This window comes from Microbacterium sp. LWH7-1.2 (assembly GCF_038397755.1).
Taxonomy (GTDB): Bacteria; Actinomycetota; Actinomycetes; order Actinomycetales; family Microbacteriaceae; genus Microbacterium.
The window spans coordinates 1293047-1306716 of record NZ_CP151637.1; the positions used below are offsets into that span (position 1 = coordinate 1293047).

The 13670-nt window shown below is 70.6% G+C and carries 13 protein-coding genes; 10 read left to right on the top strand and 3 right to left on the bottom strand.

Features of this window, described 5'->3' with window-relative positions; genetic code table 11:
* Positions 1 to 28 precede the first annotated feature (28 nt).
* Complete coding sequence (locus MRBLWH7_RS06185) at positions 29 to 943, top strand: SDR family NAD(P)-dependent oxidoreductase (protein ID WP_342000242.1); 915 nt, start codon at positions 29 to 31, stop codon at positions 941 to 943.
* Positions 936 to 1718 carry an enoyl-CoA hydratase-related protein gene (locus MRBLWH7_RS06190; protein WP_342000245.1) on the top strand — a complete coding sequence of 261 codons (783 nt, stop codon included), beginning with the start codon at positions 936 to 938 and terminating at the stop codon, positions 1716 to 1718. The genes MRBLWH7_RS06185 and MRBLWH7_RS06190 overlap by 8 nt, the downstream gene beginning before the upstream one ends.
* On the opposite strand, the gene MRBLWH7_RS06195 is transcribed toward MRBLWH7_RS06190, so the two are convergent.
* The 3 genes from MRBLWH7_RS06195 to MRBLWH7_RS06205 are packed head-to-tail and all read right to left on the bottom strand — an operon-like array spanning position 1705 to position 5264.
* Positions 1705 to 3657 carry an NAD(P)-binding domain-containing protein gene (locus MRBLWH7_RS06195; protein ID WP_342000248.1) on the bottom strand — a complete coding sequence of 651 codons (1953 nt, stop codon included), beginning with the start codon at positions 3655 to 3657 and terminating at the stop codon, positions 1705 to 1707. The two genes, MRBLWH7_RS06190 and MRBLWH7_RS06195, sit on opposite strands and share 14 nt — an antisense overlap.
* Positions 3650 to 4504 (bottom strand): SMP-30/gluconolactonase/LRE family protein, encoded by an 855-nt coding sequence (locus MRBLWH7_RS06200; protein WP_342000252.1) that lies wholly within the window; start codon positions 4502 to 4504, stop codon positions 3650 to 3652. The genes MRBLWH7_RS06195 and MRBLWH7_RS06200 overlap by 8 nt, the downstream gene beginning before the upstream one ends.
* Positions 4497 to 5264, bottom strand: coding sequence for an enoyl-CoA hydratase-related protein (locus MRBLWH7_RS06205; protein ID WP_342000254.1), 768 nt, complete (start codon positions 5262 to 5264; stop codon positions 4497 to 4499). Before MRBLWH7_RS06205 ends, MRBLWH7_RS06200 begins: the two co-directional genes overlap by 8 nt.
* Before the next feature lie 139 nt (positions 5265 to 5403).
* On the opposite strand from MRBLWH7_RS06205, the gene MRBLWH7_RS06210 reads away from it, so the two are divergent.
* From MRBLWH7_RS06210 to MRBLWH7_RS06245, 8 genes are read left to right on the top strand one after another with little or no spacing between them, the layout of a single operon-like run.
* Positions 5404 to 6540 (top strand): acyl-CoA dehydrogenase family protein, encoded by a 1137-nt coding sequence (locus MRBLWH7_RS06210; protein WP_342000258.1) that lies wholly within the window; start codon positions 5404 to 5406, stop codon positions 6538 to 6540.
* Positions 6537 to 7589 carry an acyl-CoA dehydrogenase family protein gene (locus MRBLWH7_RS06215; RefSeq protein WP_342000259.1) on the top strand — a complete coding sequence of 351 codons (1053 nt, stop codon included), beginning with the start codon at positions 6537 to 6539 and terminating at the stop codon, positions 7587 to 7589. Before MRBLWH7_RS06210 ends, MRBLWH7_RS06215 begins: the two co-directional genes overlap by 4 nt.
* The gene (locus MRBLWH7_RS06220) at positions 7586 to 8449 is read left to right on the top strand and encodes an SDR family oxidoreductase (protein WP_342000260.1); all 864 of its coding nucleotides are present in this window, start codon (positions 7586 to 7588) and stop codon (positions 8447 to 8449) included. The genes MRBLWH7_RS06215 and MRBLWH7_RS06220 overlap by 4 nt, the downstream gene beginning before the upstream one ends.
* Entirely contained in the window at positions 8446 to 9201 is a 756-nt protein-coding gene (locus MRBLWH7_RS06225; RefSeq protein ID WP_342000262.1) for a glucose 1-dehydrogenase, read from the top strand. Before MRBLWH7_RS06220 ends, MRBLWH7_RS06225 begins: the two co-directional genes overlap by 4 nt.
* Before the next feature lie 6 nt (positions 9202 to 9207).
* Complete coding sequence (locus tag MRBLWH7_RS06230) at positions 9208 to 10446, top strand: MFS transporter (RefSeq protein WP_342000264.1); 1239 nt, start codon at positions 9208 to 9210, stop codon at positions 10444 to 10446.
* The gene (locus MRBLWH7_RS06235) at positions 10443 to 11918 is read left to right on the top strand and encodes an NAD-dependent succinate-semialdehyde dehydrogenase (RefSeq protein WP_342000268.1); all 1476 of its coding nucleotides are present in this window, start codon (positions 10443 to 10445) and stop codon (positions 11916 to 11918) included. Before MRBLWH7_RS06230 ends, MRBLWH7_RS06235 begins: the two co-directional genes overlap by 4 nt.
* On the top strand, positions 11918 to 12799 hold the full coding sequence (locus MRBLWH7_RS06240) for a TIM barrel protein (RefSeq protein ID WP_342000271.1): 882 nt from the start codon (positions 11918 to 11920) through the stop codon (positions 12797 to 12799). Before MRBLWH7_RS06235 ends, MRBLWH7_RS06240 begins: the two co-directional genes overlap by 1 nt.
* Before the next feature lie 49 nt (positions 12800 to 12848).
* Entirely contained in the window at positions 12849 to 13655 is an 807-nt protein-coding gene (locus MRBLWH7_RS06245) for an SDR family oxidoreductase (RefSeq protein WP_342000276.1), read from the top strand.
* The last annotated feature ends 15 nt before the right edge of the window (positions 13656 to 13670 follow it).

Genomic DNA, 13670 nt, shown 5'->3' on the forward strand with positions numbered 1-13670 from the left:
CAGCAAGCAGTACGAGAGAGGGAGCAGCATGTCAGGTCTCGGCGGAAAGGTCGTCCTGGTCACCGGAGGCGGCGGCGGAATCGGCGCGGCGATCGCGGAGCGGCTCGCGACCGACGGCGCACGCGTCATCGTCCACGACCTCGGCGTCTCGCTGGACGGTCAGAGCACGGGCGACCCGGGACCCGCCCAGAGCGTGGCCGACGGCATCGTCCGCGCCGGCGGCGAGGCCGTCGCCGAGTTCGGCGACGTGACGGACTACGACGCCATGGGCGCCGTGTTCGAGCGCGCGATCGACCGCTGGGGCAGCGTCGACGTCGTCGTCCCGGTGGCGGGCATCCTCCGCGACCGCATGATCTTCAACATGACCCCCGAGGAGTGGGACGCCGTCATCAAAGTCCATCTGCGCGGCCTGTACACCGTGACCTCGCACGCCTCGCGTCACTGGCGCGCCCAAGAGGCGACGGTGGGAGGCCGACGGCTCATCGCCGTGACCTCCCGATCCGGACTGTTCGGTGCAGCCACGCAGCCGAACTACTCCGCGGCCAAGCTGGGCGGCGTCGGCTTCGTCTACTCCTGCGCGAAGGCGCTGAGCAAGTACGACGTCGCGTCGATGGCGATCGCCCCCACCGCGGCCACCCGCATGACGGCGACTCAGCCCGGCGACCGGGCCACCGCGCGCGCCGACGACGAGGAGTTCTCGCCCGACAACGTCGCACGCGTCGTCTCCTACCTGGCCGGCGATCGCTCATCCTGGCTGAACGGTCAGGTCGTCGGCTCGAACGGCTATCAGATCGACCTCTACACGCGCCCCCGGGTCGGAGCGTCCGTGCGCCGCGACGCGCCGTGGGACGCGGACGACCTCGCCACGACACTGGAAGCCGAGTTCCAGGCACTCGCGGACTCGCAGAGCGCGCTGGGAATGGCGGCACGCTCCGATGGATGAGCGTTCGCTGCTCCGGACCTCCGCCGAGGGCGCGGTCCTCGTGCTCACGCTCGATGACGCCGAGACCCGCAACGCCTTCACCCCCACCCTCCGCGATCAACTGGCCGGCGCCCTCGCGGCGGCCGTCGAAGACGACTCCATCAGGGCGGTCGTCCTGACCGGCGCCGGCAGGGGGTTCTGCTCCGGCGGCAACACGCGCGCGATGGGGACGGTGACCGAAGCGCAGAAGCGCGCCAGCATGCTGCGCACGGCGGAGTTCGTCGAGCAGCTCGTCACCTTCCCGAAGCCGGTCGTCGCCGCCGTCCACGGATACGCGGTCGGGGCGGGCATCCCCCTGGCACTCGCGTGCGATGTCGTCGTCGCCGAGCAGAGCACGCGCTTCATCGTGGGCTTCACCGCCCTCGGGCTGGTCCCCGACCTGGGTGCGCACTTCTTCCTCGTGCAGGCGCTCGGACCGCGCGGCGCCAAGCGCCTCCTGTGGTCGGACGGCGAGGTCGACGCCGACGAGGCTCACCGCCGAGGGCTGGTGGATGAGCTCGCCGGCGACGGCGATGGCCTCAGCCGAGCGGTCGCGCTGGCCTCCGGGCTCGCCGCCGGACCGACCTTGGCCATGGGGGCCACGAAGCGCATCATCGCCGACGCCGACCTCGACGACCTGCGCCGGACGCTGCGCGCCGAGGCCGAGGCATCCGCCCGCCTGCGCAGCAGCGAGGACCACATCGAGGGCGTCGCGGCGCTGCGCGAGAAGCGCCGCGCCCGTTTCACCGGGCGCTGACGCGGCTCTCGACCCGGAAGTCCTCCGGCAGGAACTGGTGCGCCAATAGCCAGTAGTCGCTGATGCGCCAGGGCAGGAAGATCACGACGCGCCCGGCCGAGTTCTTCACGTAGCTGCGCACGAGATCGGTGCCCCACACCATGCCGGCGTTCATCGAGTCGACCTCCGCTTGATACTCCTGGAGGATCTCCGGACGCACGGCGAGCGTGCCGCCGCCCTGCTCCTCGAGGAACTCCACCGCATCCGCGATGTATCCCGCGGAGACCTCCGCGATGAAGAGGTAGCTGCCGCCCGGACCGGGGTGCGTGTTGGGGCCGTACATGATGAAGAGATTGGGAAAGCCGGGCACGGTCATCCCCAGATAGGCCGAGGCATCGTCCTTGTTCCAGGCGTCGCCGAGCCGCACGCCACCGGGTCCTGTGACCGGGAGGGTGGCGAGGTACTCGGTCGCGGAGTACCCGGTCGCGAAGATCACGATGTCGACCTCGTGCTCCTCTGCGTCCTCCGCGACGACGGCGTGGGGGCGGATCGCCGACACGCCCCGCGGGACGACGCGGACGTGGTCCTTCCGGATGGCGGCGAACCAGCCGTTGTCCAGCAGCAGCCGCTTGGCGAACGGCGGGTAGTCGGGGAGCGAGATCTCGATGAGATCGTCCCGGCCCTCGAGCTGCTGCCGCAGATAGCGCTCGTAGTAGCGCCGCTGCGAGGCGTTCACCCGGTTCACCGAGCGCGGGAACTCCTCCCAGCCCTCCTCGACGAGCAGCGCGGGGAAAGCTCCGTCGTTCCAGATCGTCGCGAGCCGGAATCGCCACCACTCCCGATAGCTCGGCACCCAGCGGTTGAGCTGGTCGATCTCCGGAGGGAACTGCTCGAAGTAGTCCTCGACGGGGGCGATCCACTGCGGCGTGCGCTGGAAGAGCACCAGCTCGTCCACCTGATCCACGATCGCCGGGACGAGCTGCATGGCGCTCGCGCCCGCGCCGATCACCGCCACCCGCTTTCCGCGCAGATCCACGCCCTCGGGCCATTGGGCCGTGTGGATGACCTCCCCCGCGAAGTCGTCGATGCCCGGCATCGCCGGCATCGCCGCGGTCGCGAACGTGCCGACCGCGCTGACGAGGACTCGCGGCGTGAGGACCTCCGTGCCGCCGTCGGGGATTCGCAGCTCGATCCGCCAGCGCTCGCCCTCGTCATCCCAGACCGCGCTGGTCACCTCGGTGCCGAACCGGATCGACTCGTGCAGCGCGTGGCGCTCGGCGACGGACCGCGCGTAGTCCAGCATCTCGGGCTGCCGGGCGAACACCCCCGACCACGGGTACGGATCGGTGGCGAGCGAGTAGAGCTGTGTCGGCGTGTCGACGCCCGCGCCGGGGTAGTTGCTGGTCAGCCAGACACCGCCGACGTCGGAGTTGCGCTCGATGATCGTGAACGGGATGCCGCGTTCCTGGAACTCGATACCGGCCCGCAGTCCCGAGAAGCCCGCCCCCACGACCACGACGTCGGTCTCGATGAGCCGTTGCTCCCCCGGCACCGCCTCCGACGGCGACTCTTCGACACGCCCATCGACGGACTCGTCGATGGCCAGATCCGCGGCGAAGATGTCGGCGTACTCGATCCGCGCCGGCTGTCCGATCGCCGCCGACATCAGCGCGCGCAGGGTGTCGCGGTCGGGCCTGCTCATCGCGGCGGGCCGGCCGGCGTGCCACTCGAGCACGGCATCCAGCGCCGCCTCGCGGACCTTCGCCTGCAACTCCGGCGCGAGGCCGCCCGAGGGGTTCTCGACGAGCCCCCGCACGCGCTCCACCGTGTACGGCGGCTCGATCCACGACCGGTCTCCGGTCAGCTGCACCAGCACGGGCAGGAGGGTCGGGATGCTCGCGTGCTCGAGAGCCTGCGCGAGTTCCGCGCGGCCGATGGCCTGACGAGGGAGTTCAGTCATGCGTTCGCTGTCCATTCCTGCCGATGCTGAGGGGATCGGCGACCTCCACGCGACCCGGACGCCGGTCGAGCTCGGCGATGTCGAGCCCCGACGACGTGCAGATGTAGAGGAGTCCGTCGCCGCCGAGCCGGCACGCCCAGGCCGGCTGCGAGGCCGTGAGGCTCTCGACCTCCACTCCCGTCGCGTCGACATGACGGACGACGGCGGATCCCATCGCGGCGTACCAGATCCCGCCCGATGCGTCACGGTCGATTCCGTCCGGTCGGGTGCCGGGCGGGAGCTGGACGAGCGTCTCGCGGTCGGTCAGCTCGCCGCCGGCGTCGATGCGGAAACGCGTGATCCGGTCGGCGAAGGTCTCCGCGAGCACCAGTTCTGTCCCGTCCGGCGACACCGCCATGCCGTTGGGCCCGAGGAGGTCCTCGGCGACGACCACGGCCGCCCCGTCGGCGTCGACGTGGACGAGGACCGTCGGCCGCGGCGGCTCCTTCGTCAGGCTGAATCCGACGTTGCCGACGAAGAAGCCGCCTCGCCGGTCGGACTCGAGCTCGTTGGTCCGGGAGGAGGAAAACGGACGGATGTCGATGTGCCGGACGGGCTCGCCGCCGTCCCACCGGTAGACGGCCCGGTCGGTCATGCTGACGGCGAGCGCGCCGACGTCGTCCCAGCCGAGTCCGGCCGCCGAACCCGGGACGCGGAATCGCACGCGGACCGAGCCGCTTCGCGGGTCGATCGACGACACCTCCCCGGTGTGCATGTCGGAGACCCACACTTCGCCGTCGTGCCAGCGCGGGCACTCCGGGAAGGCGAACCCGGCGGCGAGGATCCTGGTGTCGACCGGGTCAGTCATGGAATCTCGGCTCCCGGCGCTCCGCGAAGGCGGCCATCGCCTCGCGTGAGTCGGGGTGTCCGCGCAGGCGCGCGGTGAATGTCTGCTCGTGTCGGTAGCCCGCTCGCAGCTCCATGAACTCCACGTCGTTGAGGGACGCCTTCGCCAGCCTGACGGCGGCCGGGCTCTTGCGCGCGATCAGCTCGGCGAGCTCGAAGGCGGCGGCCAGCGGGTCCTCGGCCGACTCGGCGGCGGGGAACGATCCGCTCGCGAGCAACTCGGATGCGGGAACGGCGGCTCCCGTGAGCGTCATGCGTCGCGCCCAGCGGCTTCCGAACAGTCGCGCCGCCCAGACGCCGCCGCCGAGGAGTCCGACGTTGATCTCGGGCAGACCGAAGGCCGCGCGCTCCCCCACGACGACGATGTCGGATGCCGCGACCAGGCAGAGTCCGCCTCCGAGCGCCGGGCCGTCGACGGCGGTGACCACCGGCACGGGGCAGTCCGCGATCGACGCGTTGAGCTCGCGTGCCAGCCGGTTGTAGGCGCTCTCCTCGCCGGACCCGGGGTCGCTCTCCCGGCGTGCTTTGACGTCGCTGCCGGCGCAGAACACGCGGCCCTCGGCGGAGAGGACCGCTGCACGGACGCCGCTCGTTCCGCCGATCCGGTCGAACACGTCGACGATGTCGGACATCGTCTGCGCAGTCAGCGCGTTCACCGGCGGGCGGTTCAGCACGACATGGGCGACATGGCCCGTCACGTTCATCGTGACCTCTGACGACACTGGCGCCACCTTCTTTCCTCGCGCGGTCTCATGTTGCTCGCAACACGGACGGGAAATCGCGTCCATCCCACCTGGCGGGATGGACGGGGGCCCGTTGGGGAGCGACTCGTAGCCTGGCCGATGGATACAGAGGGGTGACATGTCAGCAACGGCGCGCGATACGGAGCTTACGGCGACCGAACTCGCCCTGCAGAGCGAGGTCCGCGAGTTCCTCGCGGCAGAGCTTCCGAGGGGCAGCTTCGTCCCCGGACTCGGGATGGTCGGCGGACGCGACCCGGAGTTCTCGAGGAAGCTGGCCCAGCGGGGATGGCTGGGGATGTCGATCCCCGCGGAGCACGGCGGGGCGGGGCGTTCGGCGGTGGAGCGATTCATCGTCGTGGAGGAGCTGCTGCGATGGGGCGCGCCGGTCGAGCACCACTGGAACGCCGACCGCCAGATCGCGCCGATCCTCGCCCGCTACGGCACCCCCGAGCAGCGCCGTCGGTTCGTGGATCCCATCTGCGCGGGTGAGCTGTCGTTCGCCCTCGGGATGAGTGAACCGGATGCCGGCAGCGACCTCGCCGCCGTCGCCACCCGCGCTGTCAAGGTCGAGCGCGGCTGGCGGGTCAACGGCACCAAGATCTGGACGAGCGGAGCGCACGAGAGCGACTGGTTCATCATCCTGTGCCGCACCAGCGACGAGGAGGACCGCAGGCAGGGCCTGTCGCGCCTTATCGTCGACCTCCACGGGGAGGGCGTGACGGTGAAGCCGATCGAGTTCCTCGACGGGACCTCGGAGTTCAACGAGGTGTCGATGGTTGACGTCTTCGTGCCCGATGACCTCCTGGTCGGCGAGGTGGGGGCGGGCTGGAGCCAGAACGTCGCGGAGCTCGTGTACGAGCGGGGCGGACCCGAGCGGTGGCTGTCGCCGTACCTCCTCGTCGAGCAGCTGCTCCGCGAGCACGCCGACGGGCTTCCGGATGCCTACGCCGCTGTCGTCGCGGACGCCACGGCGGCCTGGTGGGCGATGCGGCGGCTCTCCCTGCAGATCGCACGCAAGATCGATCGGGGGGAGGCTCCCGCTCACGAGTCGGCGCTCGTCAAGGACATCGGGACGCGGTTCGAGCAGAAGCTCGTCGCCGACCTGCTGGACGTCGCCGAGCAGGACGTGGTCGAGGACGAACCCGGATCGTTCCGCGGGCTCCTCTTCGCCGCCGTCCTCAATAACCCGGCCTGGACACTCCGCGGAGGGACCACCGAGATCCTCCGCACCATCATCACGAGGGGGCTGCGATGAGCGACGACAGCGACCAGATCGCCGAGGTCGTCGACGAGGTGCTCAGCGCGTGGGGACCGGCCGACCAGGCGAAGCCCGAGACGAGCCTCGCCGCGTGGGAGGCCCTGCTCGAGCTCGGCTTCCCGTACGTGTCGCTCGATGAGGATCTCGGCGGCTCCGGCGGCTCGCACGAGGACGCGTTCGCCGTCCTCCGGGCGCTGGGCGCCCATGGCTCGGGTGCGCCGATCGCCGAGTCCGGGCTGCTCGCCGGGTGGCTGCTCACCCAGGCGGGGCTCGAGATCGAACCCCGACTGGTGGCGTTCGCACCCCCGCTCGGCGGGACGCTGACCTACGACGGCCGGACCGTCGCCGGAGAGGTGTCGGGTGTCGCCTGGGCGGAGCACGCCGCGTACCTCGTCGCTCTGGCCGAAGGACCCGACGGTCCGGTGGTCGTGGAGGTGCCCGCGGAGGCGCTGGCGGTGAGCGCGACCGCGCACACCCTCGCCGGCACACCGCGCAGCAGAGTCGTGCTCGACCAGGCAGCGCCCGCCCGCGTCGCACCCAGCACGGTCGATGCGGGCCGGCTCCTCCGGCGGGCGGCGGCCACCCGCGTCGCACTCATCGCCGGCGGACTGGAGCGGGCCCGCGATCTCAGCGTCCGGTACACCGCCGAGAGGGTCCAGTTCGGGCAGCCCGTCGCCAAGTTCCAAGCGGTCCAGGTGCATCTGGCACGCCTCGCCGAAGATGCGGCGCTCGTCGGGATGACGGCCGATCTCGTGGCATCCGCTCTCGATTCCTCCCCCGATCCCGCTTTCGACATCGCCGCCGCCACCCTCGTGGCGCGGGCGTCGACGAGGGAGTCCACCAAGGCGGCGCACCAGGCGCACGGCGCTATGGGCGTCACCCGGGAGTACCCGCTGCACGTCGTGACCCGCCACCTCTGGCAGTGGGCGCACGACTACGGCTCGCTGAGCCTGTGGCGCGGCGTCGTCCTCGACGCGGTGCGCGCGGGGGGTGCCGACGGCTACTACCCGCTGATCGCGGCCGAGACGAACGGCCCCGGGAGATGACGCTGCTCGAGGGAAAGTCCGTCATCGTCACGGGTGCCGGCCGCGGGCTCGGGCGAGCATATGCGTTCGCCGCCGGAGCAGCCGGCGCCTCGATCGTCGTCAACGACATCGACTCCGTCTCCGCCGACCGCACCGTGGCCGACCTTTCCGCCGCAGGGTTCCCGGCCGTCGCCGCGCCCGGCGCCACGGATGAGACGCGCGTCGGCGTCAGGCTCGTCGACACGGCGCTCGGCGAGTTCGGCCGACTGGACGGGGTCGTGGCCAATGCCGGGGTCATGCGTGCGGCGTCGATCTGGGAGGAGACCACCGCGAACCTCGAGTGGCACTTCCGGGTGAACGTCGTCGGCGTCGCGAACGTCGTCGTGCCCGCCGCGAAGGCCATGCGCGACAGCGGCGGCGGATCGGTCGTGCTGGTCACATCGGGGGCGCGCACCGGCTTGCCGGGGATCGGCGCCTACGGAGCCAGCAAGGGTGCGGTCGCGACGCTCGCGTGGACCTGGGCGACCGAATTGGCGGATGCCGGCATCCGTGTCAATGCGATCTCCCCGGTCGCCAACACCGACATGTTCGCGCTGGCCGTCAACCAGCTCGCCCCGCCTCCCGACCCCGAGCAGATCGCACCGGTCGTGACCTATCTCCTCTCCGATCGCTCACGACGGATCACCGGTCAGATCGTCCGGTTCACCGGCACCGTCGCCGGGCTCTATCCCTCGCCGGTCCCGCTGTCGGCGGAGGCGTCGGCGGACGGATGGACCGCGGAGGAGATCGCGGACGCCATCGAGGGTCCGCTCGCCCACGGCATCGCGGATGTCTCCTCGGGCGCCGACCTGCTGCGCGTGCCGCTGGAGCCGACCCGGTGACCGAGCGCCTCGCGGAGAAGGTGGTCGTCGTCACGGGAGCCGCCCAGGGGATGGGCCAGACGCACGCACGCCGTCTCGTCGCCGAAGGAGCGCTGGTCGTGCTCGCGGACATCGACGAGGAGGGCACCGCGGTGCTTGCCCGCGAACTCGGCGAGGCAGCCCTGCCGGTGAGGCTGGACGTGACCCGGGAGGCCGACTGGTCGGACGCGCTCGATCGTGCGGTCGAGCGGTTCGGGCGCGTCGACGCGCTCATTAACAACGCGGGGCTCCTTGCCCGGGGTGACGTGGACTCGACCCCGCGCGAGACCTGGGAGCGGGTGATGAACGTGAACGCCACCGGCGTGTACCTCGGCACGGCAGCTGTCATGCCGCTCCTGAAGGCGCAGTCCTCCGGGTCGATCGTCAACATCTCCTCGGTCGACGGGCTGCGCGGCACCGACCACCTCTTCGCCTATACGGCGAGCAAGTGGGCGGTGACGGGAATGACCAAGGCGGCGGCCATGGAATGCGCGCCGTGGGGAATCCGCGTCAACTCGGTGCATCCGGGGCTGATCCTGACCCCGATGTCCGAGTCCCTGGGCCCGACGCGCCTCGCGATCCCGATGGGGCGAGGGGCCCGGCCCGAAGAGGTCTCGGCGATGGTGGCGTTCCTCGCCTCGGACGAGTCCGCGTACTGCACGGGGGCGGAGTTCGTGATCGACGGCGGCCTGACCGCCGGCATCCCGCACCGCGACCCCAGCGCCGTCGCCTGAAGAGCCATGGACTCCCACCGACCTCGCCCGCATCTCAGCCGGAGCGCGGCGTTCTGGACCTCGAGCGGGATCATCGTCACCATCCTCGCCGCCTCGAGCGCGCCATCCCCTCTCTATCCCTTCTACGAGGAGACGATCGGGCTCACTCACATCGACATCTCGTTCGCCTTCAGCGGCTACCCGATCGGGCTGCTGCTCGCTCTTCTCATCGCCGGATCAATCTCGGATCACCTCGGCCGCAAGCCGGTGATCATCGTCTCGCTGGCGGGACTCATCTGCTCGATGGTCCTCCTGCTCGTCGCCACGGCGACGCCGGTCCTGATAGCGGGTCGCCTGCTGCAGGGACTGTCGACCGGGGTCGCCCTGGGCGCGGTCGGCGCGTATCTCGTCGAGCTCGCACCCGTCGGGCGTCCCCACCTGGCCAGTCTGGTCAACAGCGCGGGGGCGGTGATCGGCACCGCGGTCGGCGCCATTCTCGGGAGCGTGGCGGCGCTGGTCTGGCCCTCGACGCCGATGGTTGTCTTCGGCCTCCTCCTCGTGATCTTCGCCGGCGAATTGGTCAGCATCTCGTTGTCGCCGGAGTCCTGGCGCCGCGTGCCGGGGCTGGCCGCCTCGCTCGTTCCCCGTATCCACATCCCCCGGCGGGTTCGTCGCGAAGCGCCCTGGACGATGCTTGGCCTCTTCCTCGCGTGGGCGGCATCCAGCGTGACCCTCTCTCTGGCGCCCGTGCTGCTCAGCGACCTCGTGGGCGGTTCCGGGGCGATCCTCGGCGCAGTCGTTGTCCTGACGATGTGCCTGCCGGGGGCGGTCGCGGCCTTCGTGCTCGCGAAGCAGTCTGCGGCCACCATCATGATCGTGACCGTGATCAGCCTCATCCCGGGCGCAGGACTCACGATCCTCGGCACGTCGCTGAGCTCCCTGACCGCCTATCTCGCGGGCACCGCGATCGCAGGCATCGGCGTCGGTGCGTCCCTGCTGGGCGCCCTCCGGATGCTGACGACAGCAGCCGACCCCGAACACCGGGCGGGCGCGATCAGCGCGGTGTACGTCGCGGCGTACGTCGGACTCGCGCTCCCCACCATCCTCGTCGGCGCACTGGCGTCCACGCTGGGCCTCGCAAACGCCTTTCTGGCGTTCGAGGCGGCTGTCGTGGCATTCGCGGTGGTCAGCCTGATCGGACTCGTCCTCACCACCCGGCCAGGTCCGCCGGGACCCGCCAGTGCGCAGTTCAAGGAGGCAACATGACCATCGCTACCTCGCTCGACGAGCGTTCCGTCATCGCGGACGTCCCCGACGGCCTCTTCATCGGAGGACGCTGGGTCCAGACTGAAGCGCGCATCGCCGTGCGCGACCCGTCGTCGGGCAAGACGCTGGCCGCCATAGCCGACGCCGGCGCCCGCGAGGGCGTCGCGGCCCTCGACGCCGCCTCCGGCGCTCAGCGCGGGTGGGCGAGGTCGAGCGCCCGCGACAGAGCGCGGGTGCTGACCCGGGCGTACGAACTGGTGCAGCAGCGCCGTGACGAGTTCGCCCTCCTCATGACCCTGGAGATGGGAAAGCCGCTCCCGCAGTCGTACGCGGAGGTGGACTACGCCAGCGAGTTTCTCCGCTGGTACGCCGAGGAGGCGGTCCGCATCGGCGGGTGGTACGGCAGCAATCCCGAGAACACTGGGCGGATGATCCTGTCGCATCACCCAGTCGGTCCGGCCCTTCTCATCACCCCGTGGAACTTCCCGCTGGCGATGGCTACGCGCAAAGTCGCTCCCGCGATCGCGGCGGGCTGCACGAGCATCATCAAGCCCGCTGCGCTCACTCCCCTGAGCACGCTGGCGTTCGCCCGGGTCCTGGAGCAGGCGGGTCTCCCCGACGGCGTCGTCAACGTCGTCACCACATCGGCATCCGGGGCCCTCTCGGGCGCGGTTCTGAAAGATGCGCGGCTCCGCAAACTCAGCTTCACCGGCTCCACCGAGGTTGGCCGAACACTTATCGCACAGGCGGCCGAGAACATCCTCCGGGTCTCGATGGAACTGGGCGGGAATGCGCCGTTTCTCGTCTTCGAAGACGCCGACCTCGACGCCGCAGTGGAGGGCGCGCTGCAGGCGAAGTTCCGCAACATCGGCCAGGCATGCACCGCCGCAAACCGCCTTCTCGTTCACGAGTCGGTCGCCGGGGCGTTCGCCGATCGCTTCGCGCGCCGGGTGGAGGCGATGAAGATCGGCCGCGGAACAGAACCCGATGTAGAGATCGGTCCGCTGATCGACGACCGCGCCGTCGACAAGGCGGGCCGGCTCGTGACCGACGCGGTGTCGCGAGGCGCGCGGCCGGTGCTCGAAGGCGGGGCGATCGAGGGAGCGGGATCCTTCTACGCCCCGACCGTTCTGAGCGACGTACCCCGCGATGCCCGGATCGGCAGCGAGGAGATCTTCGGGCCCGTTGCAGCGATCAGCAGCTTCCGCGACGAGGACGACGCGATCGCCGCGGCGAACGCCACCGAGTACGGTCTCGTGGCGTACGCGTACACCGAGAGCGTGTCGCGCGGTCAGCGCCTGATGGAGCAGCTTGAGACGGGGATGCTCGGCTGGAACGTCGGCGTGCTGTCCAACGCCGCGGCGCCGTTCGGCGGCGTGAAGCAGTCCGGCTTCGGTCGCGAGGGCGGTGCCGAGGGCATTCACGACTACCTCTCGATGAAGTACACGCTCACTCCGAACCCGTACCGGTGATGGAGGGTCTGTACCCCCGGGTTGCTGCGCACCTCGGGATCTCCGGCCCCGATTCCCCGCTGCTCCGTGAGACAGCCGGCTCAGTCGATCCCGTCGATCAGATTCTGGCGGCCGCTGACCTCGGCTTCGCCGGCGTCTTCGACAACTCGCTGCTGCAGCGAAGCGTGCGCGATCAGCGGCGGATGGGCAGGGCCCTGGCCGCGCGGAGCCTGTGGTTCGGCACGTGCACGCTCGCGGCAGCGCACACGGTGACCTGGACGGACCCCGGGATGGACCCCCGGCCGGCGATCCAGGCTGCCGCGGCGGCGATGGATCGGGCCGGAGCGAAGCTTCTCACCGTCATCGTGCACGACGACGGCACGGACCCCGCCGCGCAGCAGCGGCACGCGGCCGCCGGTCTCGCGCTGGCTGCAGACGAGGCGGTCCGGCACCAGATCACGATCGGCCTCGAGCCGGTCAGCCCGCAGCGCGTCCCGGGGGTGCTCGTCAGCCGGGTCGCCACAGCGCGAGCCATCGTCGACTACGTCTCCCACCCCAGCCTCCGCCTCGTCGCGGACACCTGCCACATCGCGCTCGAGGGTGACGACGTATCCGAAGCCCTGCGGCTGAACGCCGGACTCTGGTGCGCCGTCCAGATCGCCGATGTGCCCGGAAGGGTCGAACCGGGGGCGGGCTCTCTTCCCTTCACCGAGATCTTCGGCACGCTCCGAGATCTCGGGTGGACCGACCCCGTGGAGGCGGAGTTCACGCCGTCACAGACGGGCGAGGCCGGTGAGCGTCGCGCCATCGCGCTGCTCGAGGCCCTGCGCGGAGACGGATTCGCGGCCGGCGGACCGAACCCACGCTCCGCGGTCCCGTCGAGCGGGATCCTTCGACTCTGAAGATCTGCGCCGCTCATAGGATCACCGCGTCCGAAGGAGGGCCACACCCATGACAGATCACCTGGCAGGCAAGACCGTTCTCGTCGTCGGAGGAAGTGTCGGGATGGGCAGGGGCATCGTCCGCGCGATCGCCCGTCAGGGCGGGAACGTCGTCGTCGCCGATCGCGATGACGTCGGCGGTGCGGAGTGCGTCGAACAGGTCGTAGTAGCCGGGGGCGCGGCATCCTTCGTCCACTGCGATGTGACCGACGAGGAGCATATCGCCCGTGCCGTCGACACCGCACTGGAGCGGCACGGCCGACTCGACGCGGCGGTGAACAACGCGGCCATCGAAGGGCCGAAGATCAACACGATGGACTACCCGGACGACGACTGGCACCGCGTGCTGCACATCAACCTCACCGCGGTGTGGCAGTGCATGCGCCACCAGATCCGCGCGATGCTCGCCAACCCCGGAGGATCGATCGTGAACGTCGCCTCCACCGCCGGACTCACCGGGCTGCCCGGGCGTGCCGCGTACAACGCCGCGAAGCACGGAGTGATCGGGCTGACGAAGACCGCGGCCATCGAGTTCGGCCGCGTGGGGATCCGGGTCAACGCCGTCGCCCCGGGCTACATGCGCACCCCGATGAGTGTGCGCATCATGGGCGACCGCCTGGACGAGATCGGCCGCGAGGCGTCACTGCTCGGCCGGATCGCCGAGATCGACGAGATGGGCGAACCGGTCGCGTTCCTGTGCGGCGACGGGGCGTCCTGGATCACGGGCGCCGCGCTACCCGTCGACGGCGGCTTCCTCTCTCACGGTTGGTTCACTCGCCCGACGGGCTCGGATGGCATCCTCTACCCGTCCGAGTGAGCCCGCGGTCGTGAC